The organism is Ensifer adhaerens (assembly GCF_028993555.1).
In the GTDB taxonomy this organism is placed as follows: Bacteria; Pseudomonadota; Alphaproteobacteria; order Rhizobiales; family Rhizobiaceae; genus Ensifer; species Ensifer adhaerens_I.
The window spans coordinates 2,735,729-2,752,914 of the sequence record NZ_CP118611.1; the positions used below are offsets into that span (position 1 = coordinate 2,735,729).

Annotated in this window: 17 protein-coding genes; 3 read left to right on the forward strand and 14 right to left on the reverse strand. The window is 62.3% G+C overall.

What is annotated here, in order from left to right; translation table 11 throughout:
* Positions 1-4: 4 nt before the first annotated feature.
* Both PWG15_RS32550 and PWG15_RS32555 read right to left on the reverse strand, forming a co-directional pair.
* Entirely contained in the window at positions 5-301 is a 297-nt protein-coding gene (locus tag PWG15_RS32550) for a hypothetical protein (RefSeq protein WP_275025756.1), read from the reverse strand.
* A complete protein-coding gene (locus PWG15_RS32555) occupies positions 298-1,302 on the reverse strand; it encodes a GlxA family transcriptional regulator (RefSeq protein WP_275025757.1) in 1,005 nt (334 codons plus the stop codon). Before PWG15_RS32555 ends, PWG15_RS32550 begins: the two co-directional genes overlap by 4 nt.
* Positions 1,303-1,426: 124 nt before the next feature.
* Between PWG15_RS32555 and PWG15_RS32560 the strand changes: the two genes are divergently transcribed.
* Positions 1,427-2,044 carry a cysteine hydrolase family protein gene (locus PWG15_RS32560; RefSeq protein WP_275025758.1) on the forward strand — a complete coding sequence of 206 codons (618 nt, stop codon included), beginning with the start codon at positions 1,427-1,429 and terminating at the stop codon, positions 2,042-2,044.
* Positions 2,045-2,111: 67 nt separating this feature from the next.
* Here the strand turns inward: PWG15_RS32560 and PWG15_RS32565 are convergent, their stop codons facing one another.
* The 7 genes from PWG15_RS32565 to PWG15_RS32595 form a co-directional block, all read right to left on the reverse strand.
* Positions 2,112-3,128, reverse strand: coding sequence for a LacI family DNA-binding transcriptional regulator (locus tag PWG15_RS32565; protein ID WP_275027295.1), 1,017 nt, complete (start codon positions 3,126-3,128; stop codon positions 2,112-2,114).
* A gap of 121 nt (positions 3,129-3,249) precedes the next feature.
* Positions 3,250-4,530, reverse strand: coding sequence for a D-tagatose-bisphosphate aldolase, class II, non-catalytic subunit (locus PWG15_RS32570; RefSeq protein ID WP_275025759.1), 1,281 nt, complete (start codon positions 4,528-4,530; stop codon positions 3,250-3,252).
* Between the two features lie 5 nt (positions 4,531-4,535).
* Positions 4,536-5,477 (reverse strand): tagatose kinase, encoded by a 942-nt coding sequence (locus tag PWG15_RS32575; RefSeq protein WP_275025760.1) that lies wholly within the window; start codon positions 5,475-5,477, stop codon positions 4,536-4,538.
* 22 nt (positions 5,478-5,499) lie between these two features.
* Positions 5,500-6,462, reverse strand: a complete 963-nt coding sequence (locus PWG15_RS32580) for an ABC transporter permease (RefSeq protein ID WP_275025761.1) — start codon at positions 6,460-6,462, stop codon at positions 5,500-5,502.
* The gene (locus tag PWG15_RS32585) at positions 6,459-7,970 is read right to left on the reverse strand and encodes a sugar ABC transporter ATP-binding protein (protein ID WP_275025762.1); all 1,512 of its coding nucleotides are present in this window, start codon (positions 7,968-7,970) and stop codon (positions 6,459-6,461) included. The genes PWG15_RS32580 and PWG15_RS32585 overlap by 4 nt, the downstream gene beginning before the upstream one ends.
* Positions 7,971-8,159: 189 nt before the next feature.
* On the reverse strand, positions 8,160-9,050 hold the full coding sequence (locus PWG15_RS32590) for a substrate-binding domain-containing protein (protein WP_192450180.1): 891 nt from the start codon (positions 9,048-9,050) through the stop codon (positions 8,160-8,162).
* Between the two features lie 108 nt (positions 9,051-9,158).
* The gene (locus PWG15_RS32595) at positions 9,159-9,347 is read right to left on the reverse strand and encodes a hypothetical protein (protein WP_275025765.1); all 189 of its coding nucleotides are present in this window, start codon (positions 9,345-9,347) and stop codon (positions 9,159-9,161) included.
* On the opposite strand from PWG15_RS32595, the gene PWG15_RS32600 reads away from it, so the two are divergent.
* The gene (locus tag PWG15_RS32600; RefSeq protein WP_275025766.1) at positions 9,346-9,630 is read left to right on the forward strand and encodes an acylphosphatase; all 285 of its coding nucleotides are present in this window, start codon (positions 9,346-9,348) and stop codon (positions 9,628-9,630) included. The genes PWG15_RS32595 and PWG15_RS32600 overlap by 2 nt on opposite strands.
* A gap of 101 nt (positions 9,631-9,731) precedes the next feature.
* On the opposite strand, the gene PWG15_RS32605 is transcribed toward PWG15_RS32600, so the two are convergent.
* Positions 9,732-10,400, reverse strand: coding sequence for a TetR/AcrR family transcriptional regulator (locus tag PWG15_RS32605; protein WP_275025767.1), 669 nt, complete (start codon positions 10,398-10,400; stop codon positions 9,732-9,734).
* 207 nt (positions 10,401-10,607) lie between these two features.
* Between PWG15_RS32605 and PWG15_RS32610 the strand changes: the two genes are divergently transcribed.
* Complete coding sequence (locus PWG15_RS32610; protein WP_275025768.1) at positions 10,608-11,804, forward strand: multidrug effflux MFS transporter; 1,197 nt, start codon at positions 10,608-10,610, stop codon at positions 11,802-11,804.
* Between the two features lie 71 nt (positions 11,805-11,875).
* Here PWG15_RS32610 and PWG15_RS32615 read toward each other — a convergent pair whose 3' ends face one another.
* The 4 genes from PWG15_RS32615 to nrdI form a co-directional block, all read right to left on the reverse strand.
* Positions 11,876-13,309 (reverse strand): RtcB family protein, encoded by a 1,434-nt coding sequence (locus PWG15_RS32615; RefSeq protein WP_275025769.1) that lies wholly within the window; start codon positions 13,307-13,309, stop codon positions 11,876-11,878.
* 145 nt (positions 13,310-13,454) lie between these two features.
* On the reverse strand, positions 13,455-14,429 hold the full coding sequence (gene nrdF / locus PWG15_RS32620) for a class 1b ribonucleoside-diphosphate reductase subunit beta (RefSeq protein WP_275025770.1): 975 nt from the start codon (positions 14,427-14,429) through the stop codon (positions 13,455-13,457).
* 211 nt (positions 14,430-14,640) lie between these two features.
* Positions 14,641-16,722, reverse strand: a complete 2,082-nt coding sequence (gene nrdE, locus PWG15_RS32625) for a class 1b ribonucleoside-diphosphate reductase subunit alpha (RefSeq protein ID WP_342457075.1) — start codon at positions 16,720-16,722, stop codon at positions 14,641-14,643.
* Positions 16,723-16,763: 41 nt separating this feature from the next.
* On the reverse strand, positions 16,764-17,180 hold the full coding sequence (nrdI, locus tag PWG15_RS32630) for a class Ib ribonucleoside-diphosphate reductase assembly flavoprotein NrdI (protein ID WP_275025773.1): 417 nt from the start codon (positions 17,178-17,180) through the stop codon (positions 16,764-16,766).
* Positions 17,181-17,186 lie beyond the last annotated feature (6 nt).

A 17,186-nucleotide genomic window follows, 5' to 3' on the forward strand; every position in this document is an offset into this window, starting at 1 on the left:
CCTCTCAGTATTGGATCACGCGGACGTAGAGAATGGGCTTGCCGTCGCGGACAAGGGCGACGCCTTCGTTGCCATACAGAGGGCCTCTTCTTTTCGTGCGGCATAACCACAACGAATCCCCGGTGGTCATGGAGTCCAGCAGCGGCGCGAGTCGCGCGCGGGGATCCGGGAGACGTTCAACGAAGTCGAGCGGGAATCTGCCGAACTCACCCACCTTCTCGATGAGCCATTCTCGAAACTTATCAGGGGTGGTTTCCTCTACCAATTCAAGGTCGCCCGGGTTGCGGTCCAGCATGCTCAAATTACTGCACCTTCAATGGCTGTGCGGTCCGAAGCGACACTATCGCGTGACGTCCTGTTTCGGAACTGTCGACGATAGCTTGCCGGCGATATCGAGAAGGCGCGAGTAAAATGCTGTCGGAGCGAGACGGTCGAGCCGAAGCCGGCCATTTCCGCTATATGATCGATGGAACAGGAGCCGGTCTCGAGCAGACGCTGCGCGACCGCGAGCCGCTGTGCCAAAAGCCATTGGGTGAAGGTGGTTCCGATCTTCTTGCGGAAGTGCCGGGTGAAGCTGCGAAGGCTCATGCCGGCGTGATCGGCCAGCCTTTCGAGCGACAGCGGTTCGTCGAGATGTTCGATCGTCCAGGCGATGGTTGCTCCAAGCGGATCGCCACTGCCGGGGACGGGCAGGGGCGCCTCGATGTACTGCGCCTGATCGCCATGACGATGCGGCGCGACGACCAGCCTGCGGGCGATGCGGTTGGCGATCTCCGCGCCATGATCGGTACGCACCATGTGCAGGCAGCAGTCGATCGCCGCTGCCGTGCCGGCCGAAGTCAGGATGTCGCCCTCATCGATATAGAGCGCGTTCCGATTGAGTGCGACCTGAGGATAGGCGCGCTCGAATTCGTCGGCCCAGGCCCAGTGCGTCGAGGCGGAACGCCCGTCGAGCAGACCGGCTTCGGCCAGCACGAAAGTGCCAAGACATAGGCCGACGATACGAGCACTTCTCGCGTGGGCGGCGCGCAGCGCACTGGTCAGGGGTTCTGACGGCCGGGTGCGTGGATCGTCCCAGGCCGGCACGATGATCGTATCTGCCTGTGAGAGGCTGGAGAGATCGTGTTCCACGTCGATGCTGAAGCCGGACATGGTGCGGATAGGCCCGGCTTTCTCGCCGGCGATCAGCAGCCGGTAGCGCGGCACGCCGAGCTTCAAGAGGTCGTCGCCGAAAACGATGCAGGGCACGGAGAGGTGAAACGGGCTGATGCCCTCGAAGGCGACGATCGCGACAGTATGCATGACGGCTTGGACCCGGTGAAAGCGAATTTGGCCGGAACCTATCACATATTGTCGTTCAGGCCACTTTCGCGACAGGGGTGTTTTCGCGAATTTCGCAGGCGTCAGATTGCCAAAGGAACCTCGAATGACACATCATCCGACCATCCGGACCATCGCCGGTGCGACCGCTCCCGCAAGCCTCAACCCCGGGAAGACGGCGCTGCTGGCGATCGATTTCCAGAACGAGTATTTTAACGGCCGCATGCCGATCCCCGACGGGGAGAAAGCGCTTGCCAATGCAAAGCGGCTGATCGAACGCTCCGACACGGAGGGCATGAAGGTCTACCACGTCAAGCATGTGACGCCGGCAGGCAGCCCCGTCTTTGCCGAGGACAGCGCGACATCCGCATTCCATCCGGACATCCAGCCATCAGACAGCCACACCGTGGTTCGCAAGTCATCCGTGAGCGTGTTTGCCAGCACCGATCTCGCAGAACAACTCAAGAAGGCCGGGGTCGATACGCTCGTCATCACCGGGCTGATGACCCATGCCTGCGTCGCCGGTGCCGCGCGCGACGCAGTGCCGCTCGGCTTCAACGTCATCGTTGTTGCCGATGCCTGCGCGACGCGCGATCTTGATACGGGTGATGGCGGCGTCGTTCCGCATGCGATACTGCATCGTGCGTCGCTCGCGACCATCGACGATACCTTCGGCGATATCCTGACGACCGATCAGGTGCTGGAACTCGCACGCCGGCGTTGACCCGAACCTGCTGTCGGCTCGGCCCCAATGAAGACCGAATGGCGGCTGGCGCTGTGCCGCCGTCACGCTAGGCCGAACCGCGCAACATGATCTCGGCGCTCAAGAGAATGCGCTCGTCCTCGGGGAAGGCGCCGCCGTCGTCGGTGGTTTCCCCGAGCTTGAACAGCAAGAGTTCGATCGCAAGTCGGCCGATCTCGTTGTAGTTCTGCGCCACCGTCGTCAGCGGCGGGCAGGTGTAACGCGACAGCGGGTGATCATCATGGCCGGCGACGCGCAGATCCGCGTCGGCATCGCGGCCGACCTTGAGGCCGGACTGGAAGGCGGCGGCGATGACGCCGAAGGCGACGCGGTCGTTGGCACAGAGTACTGTCTGCGTCGGAAAGCCGCCGGCGCTAAGGATGCGCAGGGTCTCGTCGAAGCCGAATTTCTCGAAGTCCCAGGAACCGTTCGGCGTGGTCGTAACCAGCGCCGGCTCCATCTTCAGTTGCTGCATCGCCTCCAGATAGGCGTCACGCCTTGCCATGGCGTTGTTGTTGACCGGCGGCATGCCGAGATAGCAGGGCGGGCTTCCCGAGCGGCAAAGATAATCGACCATCAGCCGGAAACTCTGGCGGTTGTCGGTGCCGACGAAGGAGGAGCTGTCGTCGAGTGGCGAGTCCACATAGATCAGCGGAATGCTCTCGCCGAGCGCCGTCAGGGTCTTGTGGTGCGACTGCACGCCAAGGGGCGCGATGATGGCGCCGGCGACGTTCATCGACTTGAAGGTCTCGATCGCCCGCTCTTCCATTTCCGGCCGTCCGTCTGAGGAGAGCACGAAGGCAAGGAAGCCGGCCTGGTTGGCGATGTGCTCGATCCGGCGCGTCAGCGCCATGTAGAAGGGGTCGGTCGAGTTCGGGACGATAACGCCGAGGATATTGGTGCGGCGGCGGTTCAAGTTGACGGCGAAGATGTTCGGGCGAAAGCCCGATTGCTTGATCGCCGCCTCGATGGCATCCCGCGTCTTCTTTCGAACCGAACTCGGATCATTGAAGTATTTGGAGACCGTGGGCCGCGACAAGCCGACGAACTCCGAAAAATCCTCCATCGTCTTGATCTGTCTGTCCACGGTCGCTGTACCCCATATTGTTTTGATTTCGTTTATAGGTTCATTTCGAGGGGATAGGCAGTACCGGCTCTGAAATATTCACGGAATGCACCGCCAACCGTTAAGCACGGCAGGCCATGAAATAGTCCTCGAGAACCCTGTCGACGGCAGCAAGTGCCAGCGGTTTTGCTTGAGCGGCCACTTCACCGTCTCGCACGCGCTCGTAACTGCCGGGGAGATACTGGCTGATCAGTGTTTCCGGAATGGTGACGCCATCAAGCAGCGACAGCAGTTCTTCGACGGCGGCCGCGACCTTCGGATGCGGCCAGTAGTAGCGGATGCGATCACTGTAGGAAAAATGCCGTTGCAGTCGCTGGGCTTCCGGCGAACCGTGGTAATACTTGCCCCAGTTCGCAGGCTCCTCACGCATCACCGTTTCCGTCACGGCTGCCAGCGTCTGCTTGCGCGCCTCGGGGAAGAGGAAGGTGGCGATCTGGTCGAGGCCGTAAAGCGCTTCGCGCAGCGCAAAGGTGAGACCGGGGCCGACCTTGAGAATGGCAAAGCCATCGGAGACGAGCTCGTTGAGCGCCTCCGGCGTCTGGTAATCGGTCGAATGCGCCTCGAAGACGATGCCGTCGAGCTGCTTCAGGCTGGCACTGAGCTTTGCGGCAGCTGCGCGGTCATAGGGGATGACGTTTTCATTGCCGAACTCGACGCCCGGCTGGACAACGGCGCCGACCACTCGGCTGAAGGCTTCGGTCGCGCCGGCCGCTTCGAAGGCCCGGCGATGGACGTCGACCGTCTCGATTGCCGCCGCGGGTGCCGTGACCTCCAGCGTGTCCAGTTCTTCCAGCGCACCGCCCGGAACCGGAACTTCTGTGCCGATGATGTAGACAGGAGCGATCCCGTTCGCACCGGAAATGGCGGCTTCGGCGGCGGCGGCCAGCCGAGCGGCGCGCTCAGCAGTCACCGCGTCAGGCAGCGCCACCGGCTCGCCGGCACAGCCCATGCTGGTGTCGAGGTGGAGCTTGGTAAAGCCGGCCTTCGCATAGGCTTCGATCATCGTCACGGCCTTGGCCATCGCTTCCGCGGCCGGCAGATGTTTCCACGGATTGGGGCCGAGATGGTCGCCGCCGAGGATGATCTTCTCTTTGGGAAACGAGACGCGGTCGGCGATGTCGGCGACGAAGCGGGTGAAATCGGCGGGCGTCATGCCGGTATAGCCGCCGTCCTGGTTGACCTGGTTGCAGGTGGCTTCAATCAGCAGGGCGGCGTCTTCCTGAAGTGCGCGCAGCATGGCGGCCTCGATCACCAGCGGGTGGGCGGAGCAGACGGAGGGAATGCCGCGCGGACCAGGGCGTTCGCGCCAGTCGGCGATATCGATCAGAAGGTTCTGCTGCATGGCGGTCAGCCCTTTCGCGCGTTGATGAAGGTTTCGAGATCGGCGCGGGTCGAGGCGCCTTCCATCGGGCCGGAGATCATGACGGCACGGGCACCCGAGGCATTGGCAAATTTCAGGGCTTGAGCGGGCTTGGCGCCGTTCAGCCAGAATGTGACGAAGGTCGCGCCGAAGCAGTCGCCGGCGCCGGTCGGATCGACCTCCTCGACCTGGAAGCCCGGATGCGAGAACGTCGTTTCCCGATCGAAGTAGCTGGCGCCTTCGGCGCCGCGCTTGACGACGATCACCTTGATGCCGGTGGCAAGCAGTTCCGAGACAGCGTCTGCCTCGGTCTTCGCCTTGGTGAAGAGGAAGAGTTCCTGCCCGCTCGGCAGGAAGACGTCGGTCTTTGCGAGTACCGTTTGCAGCGCTTCGCGCATGCCGGGGCTGTCGAGGATTTCTGGCCTGAGGTTCGGATCGAAGGAAACCGTGCCGCCCGCCGCCTTGATGATTTCGATCGCCGCGACAATGCTCTCCACCACGCTTGGGGCGTAGAGCGATGAACCCATGACATGCAGGTGGCTGCAACTGCGCACCAATGCCCGTGCCGCCTCATCGAGCCGGATCATGCCGCAGGCGCTGTGGCGGATGTTGAAGACGAAAGCGCGGCTGCCGTCGGGACGGTAGCGCACGAAGGCGCTGCCGGTGGTGCCGAGTGGATCGACGGCGATACCGGAAACGTCCACGCCGTCAGCCTTGAGCCGATCGAGGTTTACATGCCCGAAATCGTCGCCGCCGACGCGCGAGATGATCGCGGCTGCCTGGCCGAGCTTGCCGACCTGGTCGATGAAGATCGCCGGGGCGCCGGAGGGGTAGGGGCCGATCAGAGGCGTTGCCTGCCGGAAACCGTCGCCCTTTTCGGTGGCGATGATCTCCACGAGGATTTCGCCGATCGTTAGTATCTTGTGCATGGGGTTGTTTCTCTTCGGAAGATCAGCGTTTTGCCTGCTTGGCGCGCACGTCGAGCCAGACGGCGATCAGGATCACCAGACCCTTGACGATGAGCTGGTAGAAGTAGGGGACGGACAGCATGTTCATGCCGTTGTTCATGACCCCGATGATGAGCGCGCCGATGAGCGTCCCGACCATGGTGCCGACACCGCCGGCAAGCGACGTGCCGCCGAGCACGGCCGCCGCGATCGCATCGAGTTCGTAGCTCATGCCGGCATTGGTCTGGGCGGAGAACAGGCGGGAGGACAAGAGCACGCCACTGATCGCCGCCATCACGCCGGAGATCATGAAGATGGTGATCTTCAGCCGGTCGACCTTGATGCCGGAATAGACGGCCGCCTCGCGGTTGCCGCCGGTGAGGTAGGCGCGGCGGCCGAAGCTCGTCTTGCTCAGGAGGATGTGATTGACGAGAAACAGAACGGCGACCACCCAGATGATGATGGGCAGGCCGAGGAAGCTCTCCGTGCCGATCGCCGTCCAGGTCGAATTCTCGATCATCGCCGGCGCACCGTTCGTCGGCAGGCTGACCATGCCGCGGTAGATGCCCATGGTCGCCACCGTGACGATGAAGGAGGGCAAGAGCAGTTTCGCCGTCAGCACGCCGTTCAGCATGCCCATAAGCGCGCCGGCCAGAAGCGTGACGACCAGCGCCGGCGCGAAGCCGAGGCCGAAGGCGAAACATTGCGCCCCGACCATGCCGGCAACCGCGATGATCGAGCCGACCGAAAGGTCAATCTCGCCGAGCAGGATCACCCAGGTCATGCCGAAGGCGGCGATCGCCACCACGGCCACCTGCTGCAGGATGTTCATGAAGTTGACGACCGACATGAAGCGCGGGTTGAGAAAGGAGAAGATGACGCAGAGCATCACCAGCGACAAAAGGATGCCGCCATATTGTTTCAGGGCGCGCAGGAAGGCGGCCTGGGTCTCGGATTGCTGTGTCATGATTTGAATCCCGTTGCGTGCGCCATGATCGTTTCGGGCGTGAGGTCGGTGCCGGAGAGGGTCGCGCCGATGACGCCCTCGTGCATGACGACGACGCGATCGCTCATTCCCAGAACCTCCGGCAGCTCGGAGGAGATCAGCAGGATTGCCGTGCCCTCGGCCGCCAACTGGCGGATGATCTTGTAGATTTCGAACTTGGCGCCGACATCGACGCCGCGGGTGGGCTCGTCGAGGATCAGCACCTTGGGCCTGGTCAGCAGCCACTTGGCGAGCACGATCTTCTGCTGGTTGCCGCCGCTCAAGGATCCCGATGGCGTGTCGAGCGAATGGGTCTTGATCGCCAGCCGGCCGACTTCCGTGGCCGCGGCTTCGCGTTCCGCACGCTTGCGGGTGAAGCCGAGCGGTCCGGTGAAATCGCCAAGGGCCGCCATCGAGATGTTCCAGCCGACGCTATGGCTGAGAACGAGTCCCTCTTCCTTGCGGTTCTCGGTGACGAAGCCGATGCCGCGGGCAATCGCCTCCGCTGGTGAGCGGAAGCGGACCGGTTGCCCCTCGAAGCGGACGGTTCCGGTCGCGGCCTTCATGCCGAAGAGCGCGTTCATCACCTCGGAACGCCCGGAACCGACCAGGCCGAAGAAACCGAGGATTTCGCCGGCGCGGACGTCGAAGGCGATGTCCTCGAACTCGCCCTCGCGGGTGAGGTTTTCGACCGCCAGAACCGGTGCTGTCTTTGTCGACCGTTCATGGGCTGACGGCGGGTAGATCTCGTCCATGCGGCGGCCGACCATCAGTGCGATAAGCGCCTCGATGGTGACGTCGTTGCGGTCGTGGGTGGAGACATACTCGCCGTCGCGGATGACGGTGATGTCGTCGCTGAGCCGCATGATCTCTTCCATGCGGTGGGAGATGTAGATGACGGCGACGCCCCGCTGTTTCAGTCGTCCGATGATCTGAAACAGGATCTCGGCTTCGCTGTCACTAAGCGAGGAGGTCGGCTCGTCGAGGATCACGACCTTGGCCTCGTGGCTCAGTCCCTTGGCGATCTCGACGAGCTGGCGCTGGGCGATCGAGAGATTGCCGACCTTCTCGCTGACGTCGATCGGCAGGCCGAGATCGGCGACGATGGCGCGGGCCCTTGCGACGAGCGCCTTGTCGTTGATAAAGCCGAAGCGGCGCGGCTCGCGGGTGGCAAGGATGTTCTCGGCGACCGTCAGGTTGCTGCAGAGGCTGAGTTCCTGGAAGACGATGGCAAGCCCGAGGGCGGCGGCGTCCTGCGGATCGGCCGGACGGTAGGGGCGCCCGTCCAGGCTAATCGCGCCCGAGGTCGCCTCATGAACGCCGGCAAGGATCTTCATCAGCGTCGATTTGCCGGCGCCGTTTTCGCCGAGCAGCGTGTGTACCCGGCCGCGCCGGACCTTGAGGCGCATGCCCTTCAGCGCAGCAACCTGGCCGAAGGATTTGGTGACGTTGTCGATCTCTAAAATGGTATCCGTGGTCGAGCCAATCATGGCGACCTCCTGAGAGTACCGCGCGTCCCATCCAGGCGCGCAAGGGCAAGCCGCGGGAGGCGCCTTCGGCCAAATGCCGGAGGCGACGCCCAATGGGTTGCCGCCGTCTTTCGATCAGAGCGGGATGCGGGCGGAAAACCGCACACACTTTTCCTCCCGCTCGAAGACGGCGGCTGTCCTTGGGAGGACTTACTTTGCGGTGTAGACGCCGGGCACGATCGGCTGTTCGGCCGGAACGGTCTCGCCGGCCGCGACCTTCACGGCGGTGTCGACCGCCTGCTTGCCCATCTGATCCGGGAACTGCTGGATGACGCCGACCATGACCGGGTTGGTGTCGACGGCGTCGCGCGCTTCCTTCATGCCGTCAAAGCCGATGACCTTGACCTGGGATTCAAGGCCTGCGGCCTTGACTGCGACGGCTGCTGCGAGCGCCGCGTCGTCGCCGAAGCCGAAGATGCCGGTGATGTCAGGATTGGCCTGCAGCATGTTCTGAGCGGCGGCCAGCGCCTCGGCGCGGGTGATGCCGGTCTGGATCGCGACGATCTCCATGTCCGGATGCTTGGCGATTGCTTCCTTGAAACCGTTGACGCGGTTCACCACCGACTGGACCGTCGGATAGTCGATGACGGCGACCTTGCCCTTGTTGTCGAGAACCTTGGCCATCAGCTCGCCGGCCTTGACGCCACCGGTGAAATTGTCGGTGCCGATATGCGAGGTGACGGTCGCGCCGTTGGCCGGAACGTCGACGGTGATCACCTTGATGCCGGCCTTTTCGGCCTTCTCGATCGCAGCGCGAACGCCCTGGCTGTCGACCGGCGAAATGACGATGACGTCGACGCCCTTGACGATGAAGTCCTCGACGTCGGCAAGCTGCTTGTTGAGGTCCTGGTTGGCGATCGAGACTTCGAGCTTGACGTTCTTGGCTTCGGCCTCGGCTTTCATCGCGTCGGCAAGCTCGATGTAGAACGGATGCTGCTGGGTAAGCAGCGAAGCACCGATGCCGTCGGCAAAGGCCGTCGAGGCGAGCAGCGACAGCGCCGTGCCGGCGACGAGCGATTTCAGAATGCGGGACATGTTCATGGTTTCCTCCCTGGAAACGGCGCGGGCCTTCGGTGTTGCAGCCAAGCTGGCGAGGCCCTCCCATCGCCGTCTTGGTGAAGGTGTAAAAACCACAAAACTTTGCGCGCGTCAATTTTTAAAAATACGCAAATAAAAAATATATTGATTGCGAGATAATAATATCGATCGCGCACCACGCATTATCTCGTGTGATTTGGGCGGCGGGGCAGGGTAAATTGCTCGGGTTCCGGTATTATCCTTGCCTTCGGCACGCCTTGCCCCAGATTGATCCCAGGCGTTGACGGAGGCGATCATCATGGGGCAGTCCCACAAGACGGCGCGGGTGCGAATCCTCGGGCGTGTTCAGGGCGTTAGCTTCCGGGTGTGGACGCGCAATGAGGCTGAGAAACTGGGCCTGGCCGGATGGGTAAGAAACGAGCCTGACGGTTCGGTTGCCGCCGTGATCAGTGGCTCGGAAGAGGCGGTGACGACGATGCTCGAACGCCTGGGCAAGGGGCCGCCGATGGCGTCGGTCACGCAGGTCACAACCGAATTCGTCGAAACGACGGGAGAGCTTCGGGGATTTCGCATCACCCGCTAAGGCCTGCCGCGCAAGCCTGCGCCGCGATTTTATGGATAACTGATCGCGAGGCGCCTCAGGCGTGGGGTCACCGGCGATGCAACTGAGCGAGCGGCAAACCGTCAGGCGGGCATTGGTTCCGCCGTCCGGCCATAGGCGCGCAGAAACGTCCGTACCGCCTTGCGGGCGCTCACTGTCAGTTCCGCCTCATTCGGCGCCTCGCCGAACAGCCCGCCCATCTGCAGATCGGCCTTGATGAGCGCGATGAACTGCCGGGCGGCGAGATCGAAATCGTCGATGTCGAGCGGTGCCGCATGGGCAAGCCTGGCAAAGAGTGCGGCCAGCGCCCTGTCGGTCTTGCCCGGTCCCTGTTCGCGCCAGAACTGGAAGAGGTGCGGATAGCGGTTGCCCTCCGTCGCGATCAGCTTCTGGATGAACTTGGCATCCTGGTTGCAGATGCAGTTCTTGTTGAGGCGAACGGCGAAGGCGACGAGTTCGTCTTCAAGATTGTCGGCGTTCTCGGGAAAGGTCCCGAGGATCGAGAAGAGGACGCCATTGGTGCGATCCATGATGTCCTGGATCACCGCCATGAACAGCGTCTCTTTTTCGCGGTAATGGTTGTAGATGGTCTGGCGCGACACGCCGGCTTCGGCGGCGATCTCGTCGATGGCTGCGCCGGAAAAGCCCTCCCGGCAGAAGACCTCTGCTGCCGCCTCCAGGATCGAGACGCGTTTCGCCAGTTGTCCTTTTTGCACGCGGGCGTCCGGCGAGGCGAAGTCATGTTTTTTCATAAAGCGAAGATAAGGCCCATTGACGATTTAGACAATGGTGTCTAATTTTACATATGTGTCCAAATTAATGGACAAAGTAGTCAGCGCAGGATGCGTCTCCCAAACGTTCGATCCTGGCACGACCGTCATCTTTCGAGTTTCAATCCTGGCGGCAGCAATGTCGGCTTCGGGCCGCCATGTTGGCGCGATTTCTGAAAGATCATTGCCATGACAGCGTCCTTCCTCCGCACAGCCGTCGTCCTCGGCCTGATTTCGGCGATCGGCCCCTTCGCAATCGACATGTATCTGCCGGCACTGCCCTCAATCGGCAAAGACCTCGCGGCCGAGAACGGCGTGGTGCAGCTGAGCCTGCTGTCGTTCTTCATCTCCTTTGCCATTTCGCAGCTTGTCTACGGTCCGCTCTCCGATATCTGGGGCCGCAAGGCGCCGCTCTATCTCGGCATCGGCCTTTTCACCGCCGCCAGCATCGGCTGCGCGCTTGCGTCCGACATCGAAACTCTGATCGCCTTCCGCTTCCTGCAGGGCATCGGTGGTGCCGCCGGCATGGTCATCCCGCGTGCGGTCGTCCGGGACATGCACACCGGCGTCCAGGCGGCGCGGCTGATGTCGCTGCTGATGCTCGTTTTCAGCGTTTCGCCGATCCTTGCGCCCCTTGCCGGCAGCGCCGTCATCCAGTTCTACGGCTGGCGCGGCGTGTTCTATGCTGTGATGATCGCAGCCTTCATCGGCCTGATCCTGCTCTCGACGCAGTTGCAGGAGACCCGGCCGAAGAAGGATCGTGCCGACAGCAGCCTCGCAAGCGCGCTTGCCGCCTACCGCCTGCTTCTTTCCGACCGCAACTTCCTGACGCTCACCTTCATCGGCGGGCTCGGCATTTCCGGTTTCCTCGTCTATCTCGCCAATTCGCCCTTCGTGCTGATCGACCATTACGGGCTGACGCCGACTGAGTACAGCATCGCCTTTTCGATGAACGCAGTGTCGTTTTTCGCCGTGTCGCAGGCGACCGGCTGGCTCGGCGAGCGTTTCGGCCTCGTGCGCGTGATGCAGATTGCCGTCAGTGCCTTCGCGCTGACCATGGTCGGCATGTTCGTCGCCATGAGCCTCGGCTTCAACCAGTTGCCCGTCATGGCCGCCTTCCTGTTCGTTGGCTACGGCGTACTCGGTCTGGTGATCCCGACATCGGCGGTGCTGGCGCTCGAAGACCACGGGGAGATCGCGGGCACGGCGTCGGCACTGATGGGCACGCTGCACTTCGTCACCGCCGCCGTCGCGATGATCATCGCTAGCTTCTTCTTCGACGGAACCGCGCTACCGATGGCCGGCGCCATCGCCGCCTGCGCGCTCGCCGCCTTCCTGCTGACCCAGGCCACCATCGGTCGCAGCCGGGTCGTCGCGGCCGAGTAGACGGAAAGGGACAAGGATGAAACAGCCGGTGAGCGCCTACGCGCCACCGGCTGTTTCATCTTGGCAGGGACCTATCCCTTGACGGTCAGGATCGGCCGGATTCGGGCAACACGCGCGACAAGGCCGTCCGCCACCATCGGATCGACCACTTGATCGATCGGCCGGTAAGCGGCCGGCGCCTCCTCCTTCAGCCGACCGCGGAGTTCGGCGAGAATATCCGGCCGCCCGCGGATCAGCGGGTCACCGGTATCGACCGGGCCGACGATGCGAAGGTCCGAGAGCATCGTTTTCGCCGCCCTTGCCTCCTGGCGCGAAAGCCTGCGCCCGGCACCATGTGCTGAGGACTCCATGCCTTCTTCGGACCCGAGACCGCTGAGCAGCCAGGTGCCGTCGCCCATCGAGCCTGGCAGGATGACCGGCTCGCCTGTCCACCCGTACGGCGAGCCCTTCAGACCCGCGGGTCCACGTGCAGGGCAGGCACCCTTTCGATGCCGGACGGTATCACTTGTCTCCCATACGGTGTTGTGCGGGGCATCGTAGACGAGCCGATGGTGGACCTGACGGCCGATTGTCCGCGACAGGGCTTCCACGGCGGCAAGACCGATCAGGAAGCGGTTGACGAAGGCGGCGTTGGCAGCGTTGGCGTGGCCGTTGAGGTATCGGCGGTAAAGATCGCCGTCACGCGCCTTGGAGAGGATGACGCCACGGGCACCTGCCGTCCGCGTGCGTTCGCGCGTCGCCGTGCCGATCCGCTGGCCGAAGTCGAGCGAGCCTGAATGGACGACAAGAACAACGCCGTTGGGTTTCAGTCCGGCGGCGCGGGCAAAACCGCCATCGGCAATGCGCTCGACCACGCCGAATTCGACGAAATGGTTGCCGCCGCCGATGGTGCCGAGGATGGCATCGTGGCGGTGCCGGTCGTCGCGCGCGGCATAGTCGGCGAAGTCCGGATCGATCGCGTCGGAGCCAAAGCAGCCGTCATCCGACATGCGTGCGACATCGGCCCAGGCGGCGGCGAGATCGAGGCCGGTGAGCAGGCCGCACCGGTTGTCGCCCAGGCTCTCGAGCAGACCGGGCACGCCGTCTCTGAGTGCCGCGTGCCGGTTGTTGCCGGTCAGCGCAATATCGCGGCCGCCCTGGAAGAAGGCATGGCGCAGGTGTTTCTCCAGGTCTGGTCCAAGATCGTCTTCGGCGATGTCGTCGAGCACGATCATGCGCATGCCGCAGCCGATGTCGTTGCCGATCAGATGCGGGATGACGGCACCTTCGATGTCGGCGACGACACCGACCGGAACCGGTTTGCCGGGATGAAAATCGGGCGTCGTGACGATGCGGCCGGCAACGGCATCGCGTGCTGCCAGGGCTTCCGGTGAGGGAAGGGCGGAAGCGAGGTCGTCGAGTGCGCGTGCACGGTGGTGTTCAGGTTCGTCGATCGCGACGACAGACCTGATAGCATGTCCGGAAACGACGGCGTTCCGAACGATAGGGTTGTATCGTGTGGGCATAGTGGTTCTCCGTAGCCTTGGGTTCAGCAGCCGCGGCAATACGGATCGGCGCGCTATCTAGGTTGTTGCGGGTCGGCAGTCAATGGTGCTGCCGGTGCAGGGCCGGCAGCACGCCACGGTCAAAGAGCGATGCCTGCTTGTCCGATCAGAAATCCCAGTCCTCGTCTTCGGTCGCGACCGCCTTGCCGATGACGTAGGAGGAACCCGAACCGGAGAAGAAGTCGTGGTTCTCGTCGGCGTTTGGCGAGAGGGCGGAAAGAATGGCGGGGTTCACCTTGCAGGCCTCGGCCGGGAACAGCGCCTCATAGCCGAGGTTCATCAACGCCTTGTTGGCGTTGTAGTGCAGGAACTTCTTCACGTCCTCGGTGAGGCCGACGCCGTCGTAAAGCGCTTCGGTGTACTTCGCCTCGTTGTCGTAGAGTTCGAGCAGCAGGTCGAAGGCAAAATCCTTGATCTCCTGCCGGCGTTCCTTGCTCAAGTGCTCAAGTGCACGCTGGAACTTGTAGCCGATATAGTAGCCGTGCACCGCCTCGTCGCGGATAATCAGCCGGATCATATCCGCGGTGTTGGTGAGTTTCGCGCGGCTCGACCAGTACATCGGCAGGTAGAAACCGGAATAGAACAGGAAGCTCTCGAGAAAGACGCTGGCGACCTTCTTCTTGAGCGGATCGTCGGAAGCGTATTGCTCCATGATCAGTGCCGACTTCTTCTGCAGGAACTCGTTTTCCTCCGACCAGCGATAGGCGTCGTCGACATCAGGGGTCAGGCAGAGTGTCGAAAAGATCGAGGAATAGGACCGTGCGTGCACCGCCTCCATGAAGGAGATATTGGAGAGCACCGCCTCCTCGTGCGGCGTGGCCGTGTCTTCCATCAGCCTGACGGCGCCGACGCCGTTCTGGATCGTGTCGAGCAGCGTCAGGCCGGTGAAGACGCGGATGGTGAGCTTCTGCTCCTCCGGTTTCAGCGTCGCCCAGGAGGGGATGTCGTTGGAGAGCGGCACCTTCTCGGGCAGCCAGAAATTGCCGGTGAGGCGGTTCCAGACCTCCAGATCCTTGTCGTCGTCGATGCGGTTCCAGTTGATGGCGCGGATGCGGCTTGTGGGTTTGGCGTGCATGTTCATATCGTTGAACCTTCTTCGTCGTGTATGCCCCTCATCCACGCGGTGAGGGATCGCCCCTCATCCGCCTCTGCCGGCACCTTCTCTCCGCCAGCGGGGAGAAGGGCTAGCCGCACCGTCCTGACGCTTCCATCAGCGTTTCGTGTGGCACGTCTCCCCTCCCCGCATGCGGGGAGAGGGTTAGGGTGAGGGGGCACTTAATGGGAACGTGGCCTTACAGAGCGCAGGAGACGCAGCCCTGCACTTCCGTGCCGGACAGCGCCATCTGCCGAAGGCGGATGTAGTAGATGGTCTTGATGCCCTTCTTCCACGCATGAATCTGGGCGCGGTTGATGTCGCGGGTCGTTGCCGTGTCGCGGAAGAACAGCGTCAGCGACAGGCCCTGGTCGACGTGCTGGGTGGCCGCCGCATAGGTGTCGATGATCTTCTCCGGGCCGATCTCGTAGGCATCCTGGTAGTATTCGAGGTTGTCGTTGGTCATGAAGGCGGCCGGATAGTAGACGCGGCCGATCTTGCCTTCCTTGCGGATCTCGATCTTTGAGACGATCGGGTGGATCGAGGAGGTCGAGTGGTTGATGTAGGAGATTGAACCGGTCGGCGGGACGGCCTGGAGGTTCTGGTTGTAGAGGCCGCCGCCCATCACCGCCTGCTTCAGTTCCAGCCAGTCCGCCTGCGTCGGAATGCTGATGCCGGCCTTGTCGAACAGCTCCTTCACCTTCTCGGTCGCCGGCAGCCATTCGGCCTCGGTGTATTTGTCGAAATAGACGCCGGATGCATATTTCGAGTTCTCGAAGCCCTTGAAGCTCTCGCCGCGCTCGACGGCGAGGCGGTTCGAGGCGCGGATGGCGTGATAGGTCACCGTGTAGAAATAGATGTTGGTGAAATCGATGCCTTCCTCGGAGCCGTAGAAGATACGCTCGCGGGCGAGATAGCCGTGCAGGTTCATCTGGCCAAGGCCGATTGCGTGGCTGTCGTCGTTGCCCTTTTCGATTGAGGGCACGGATGAAATGTGGCTCATGTCCGAGACGGCGGTCAGCGCCCGGATCGAGGTCTCGATGGTCTTGCCGAAATCGGATGAATCCATTGCCGCGGCGATGTTCAGCGAGCCGAGATTGCACGAGATGTCCTTGCCCATCCGGGCATAGGAGAGGTCGTCGTTGAATTCGCTGGCTTCGCTCACCTGCAGGATTTCCGAGCAGAGATTGCTCATGGTGATGCGCCCGGCGATCGGGTTGGCCCGGTTCACCGTGTCCTCGAACATGATGTAGGGATAGCCGCTTTCGAACTGGATCTCGGCAAGGATCTGGAAGAACTCGCGCGCCTTGATCTTCCGCTTCCGGATGCGCGCATCCTCGACCATTTCGCGGTACTTCTCGCTGACCGAAATTTCGGTTAACGGCACGCCATAGACGCGCTCCACGTCAAACGGAGAGAACAGGTACATGTCCTCGTTGTTACGGGCGAGTTCGAAGGTGATGTCCGGAATAACGACGCCGAGCGACAGCGTCTTGATGCGGATCTTCTCATCGGCGTTTTCCCGCTTGGTATCGAGGAAGCGCATGATGTCGGGGTGGTGGGCATGCAGGTAGACGGCACCCGCACCCTGGCGGGCGCCGAGCTGGTTGGCATAGGAGAACGAGTCCTCAAGCAGCTTCATCACCGGGATGATGCCGGAGGACTGGTTCTCGATCTGCTTGATCGGCGCGCCCATCTCGCGGATGTTGGTGAGCGACAGCGCCACGCCGCCGCCGCGCTTGGAGAGCTGCAGTGCCGAATTGATCGCGCGGCCGATGCTCTCCATGTTGTCCTCGACCCGAAGCAGGAAGCAGGAGACGAGTTCGCCGCGCGCCTTCTTGCCGGCGTTGAGGAAAGTCGGCGTCGCTGGCTGGAAGCGGCCGGAAATGATCTCGTCGACAAGGTCTCGGGCAAGCTCTTCATCGCCGCGCGCCAGCGTCATGGCCACCATGCAGACACGGTCCTCGTAGCGCTCCAGATAGCGCTTTCCGTCAAAGGTCTTCAGCGTGTAGGAGGTGTAGTATTTGAACGCGCCGAGGAAGGTCGGGAAGCGGAACTTCTTCGAATAGGCGTGGTCGTAGAGATCGCGCACGAAATTGAAGGAATACTGGTCGAGAACCTCCTGCTCGTAATAACCTTCCGTCACCAGATAATCGAGCTTTTCCCTGAGGTTATGGAAAAACACCGTGTTCTGGTTGACGTGCTGCAGAAAGTACTGCTTCGCCGCCTGCCGGTCCTTGTCGAGCTGGATCCTGCCGTCCTCGTCATAGAGGTTCAGCATCGCGTTCAGCGCATGATAATCCAGCGCTGATTCCGTCGCCTTCAGGGGGCGTTCGAGTGTTGTGACGTCCAAAATCGTTCCATCCCGTTTCTGACATTGGCGACGTCCTCTTGCGTGCCGAGTAGCTCGAACCGATAGAGGTAGGGGACCCGGCACTTGGCCGAAATCACGTCGCCGGCGATCCCGTAGGTCGCGCCGAAATTGCTGTTGCCCGCAGCAATCACGCCGCGGATGTGAGAGCGGTTGCCCACATCGTTCAAGAAGCGGATCACCTGTTTCGGCACCGCACCGCGGCCGTCGTCGCCGCAATAGGTCGGCACGATGAGCACATAGGGCTCGGATATCGTAAGCGTATCCTTACCTTCCTTGAGCGATATGCGGGCGGCGCGCAGGCCGAGTTTTTCGACGAAGCGATGGGTGTTTTCCGAACGGCTGGAAAAATAGACGATCAGACCCATCGCTCC

Bases quoted from the DNA above. Each gene is read 5' to 3' on its own strand.
- PWG15_RS32555 (WP_275025757.1), bottom strand. From the start codon at position 1,302: ATGCATACTGTCGCGATCGTCGCCTTCGAGGGCATCAGCCCGTTTCAC.
- PWG15_RS32560 (WP_275025758.1), top strand. From the start codon at position 1,427: ATGACACATCATCCGACCATCCGGACCATCGCCGGTGCGACCGCTCCC.
- PWG15_RS32565 (WP_275027295.1), bottom strand. From the start codon at position 3,128: ATGGAGGATTTTTCGGAGTTCGTCGGCTTGTCGCGGCCCACGGTCTCC.
- PWG15_RS32570 (WP_275025759.1), bottom strand. From the start codon at position 4,530: ATGCAGCAGAACCTTCTGATCGATATCGCCGACTGGCGCGAACGCCCT.
- PWG15_RS32575 (WP_275025760.1), bottom strand. From the start codon at position 5,477: ATGCACAAGATACTAACGATCGGCGAAATCCTCGTGGAGATCATCGCC.
- PWG15_RS32580 (WP_275025761.1), bottom strand. From the start codon at position 6,462: ATGACACAGCAATCCGAGACCCAGGCCGCCTTCCTGCGCGCCCTGAAA.
- PWG15_RS32585 (WP_275025762.1), bottom strand. From the start codon at position 7,970: ATGATTGGCTCGACCACGGATACCATTTTAGAGATCGACAACGTCACC.
- PWG15_RS32590 (WP_192450180.1), bottom strand. From the start codon at position 9,050: ATGAACATGTCCCGCATTCTGAAATCGCTCGTCGCCGGCACGGCGCTG.
- PWG15_RS32600 (WP_275025766.1), top strand. From the start codon at position 9,346: ATGGGGCAGTCCCACAAGACGGCGCGGGTGCGAATCCTCGGGCGTGTT.
- PWG15_RS32595 (WP_275025765.1), bottom strand. From the start codon at position 9,347: ATGATGATCGCCTCCGTCAACGCCTGGGATCAATCTGGGGCAAGGCGT.
- PWG15_RS32605 (WP_275025767.1), bottom strand. From the start codon at position 10,400: ATGAAAAAACATGACTTCGCCTCGCCGGACGCCCGCGTGCAAAAAGGA.
- PWG15_RS32610 (WP_275025768.1), top strand. From the start codon at position 10,608: ATGACAGCGTCCTTCCTCCGCACAGCCGTCGTCCTCGGCCTGATTTCG.
- PWG15_RS32615 (WP_275025769.1), bottom strand. From the start codon at position 13,309: ATGCCCACACGATACAACCCTATCGTTCGGAACGCCGTCGTTTCCGGA.
- nrdF (WP_275025770.1), bottom strand. From the start codon at position 14,429: ATGAACATGCACGCCAAACCCACAAGCCGCATCCGCGCCATCAACTGG.
- nrdE (WP_342457075.1), bottom strand. From the start codon at position 16,722: ATGCTGAACCTCTATGACGAGGACGGCAGGATCCAGCTCGACAAGGAC.
- nrdI (WP_275025773.1), bottom strand. From the start codon at position 17,180: ATGGGTCTGATCGTCTATTTTTCCAGCCGTTCGGAAAACACCCATCGC.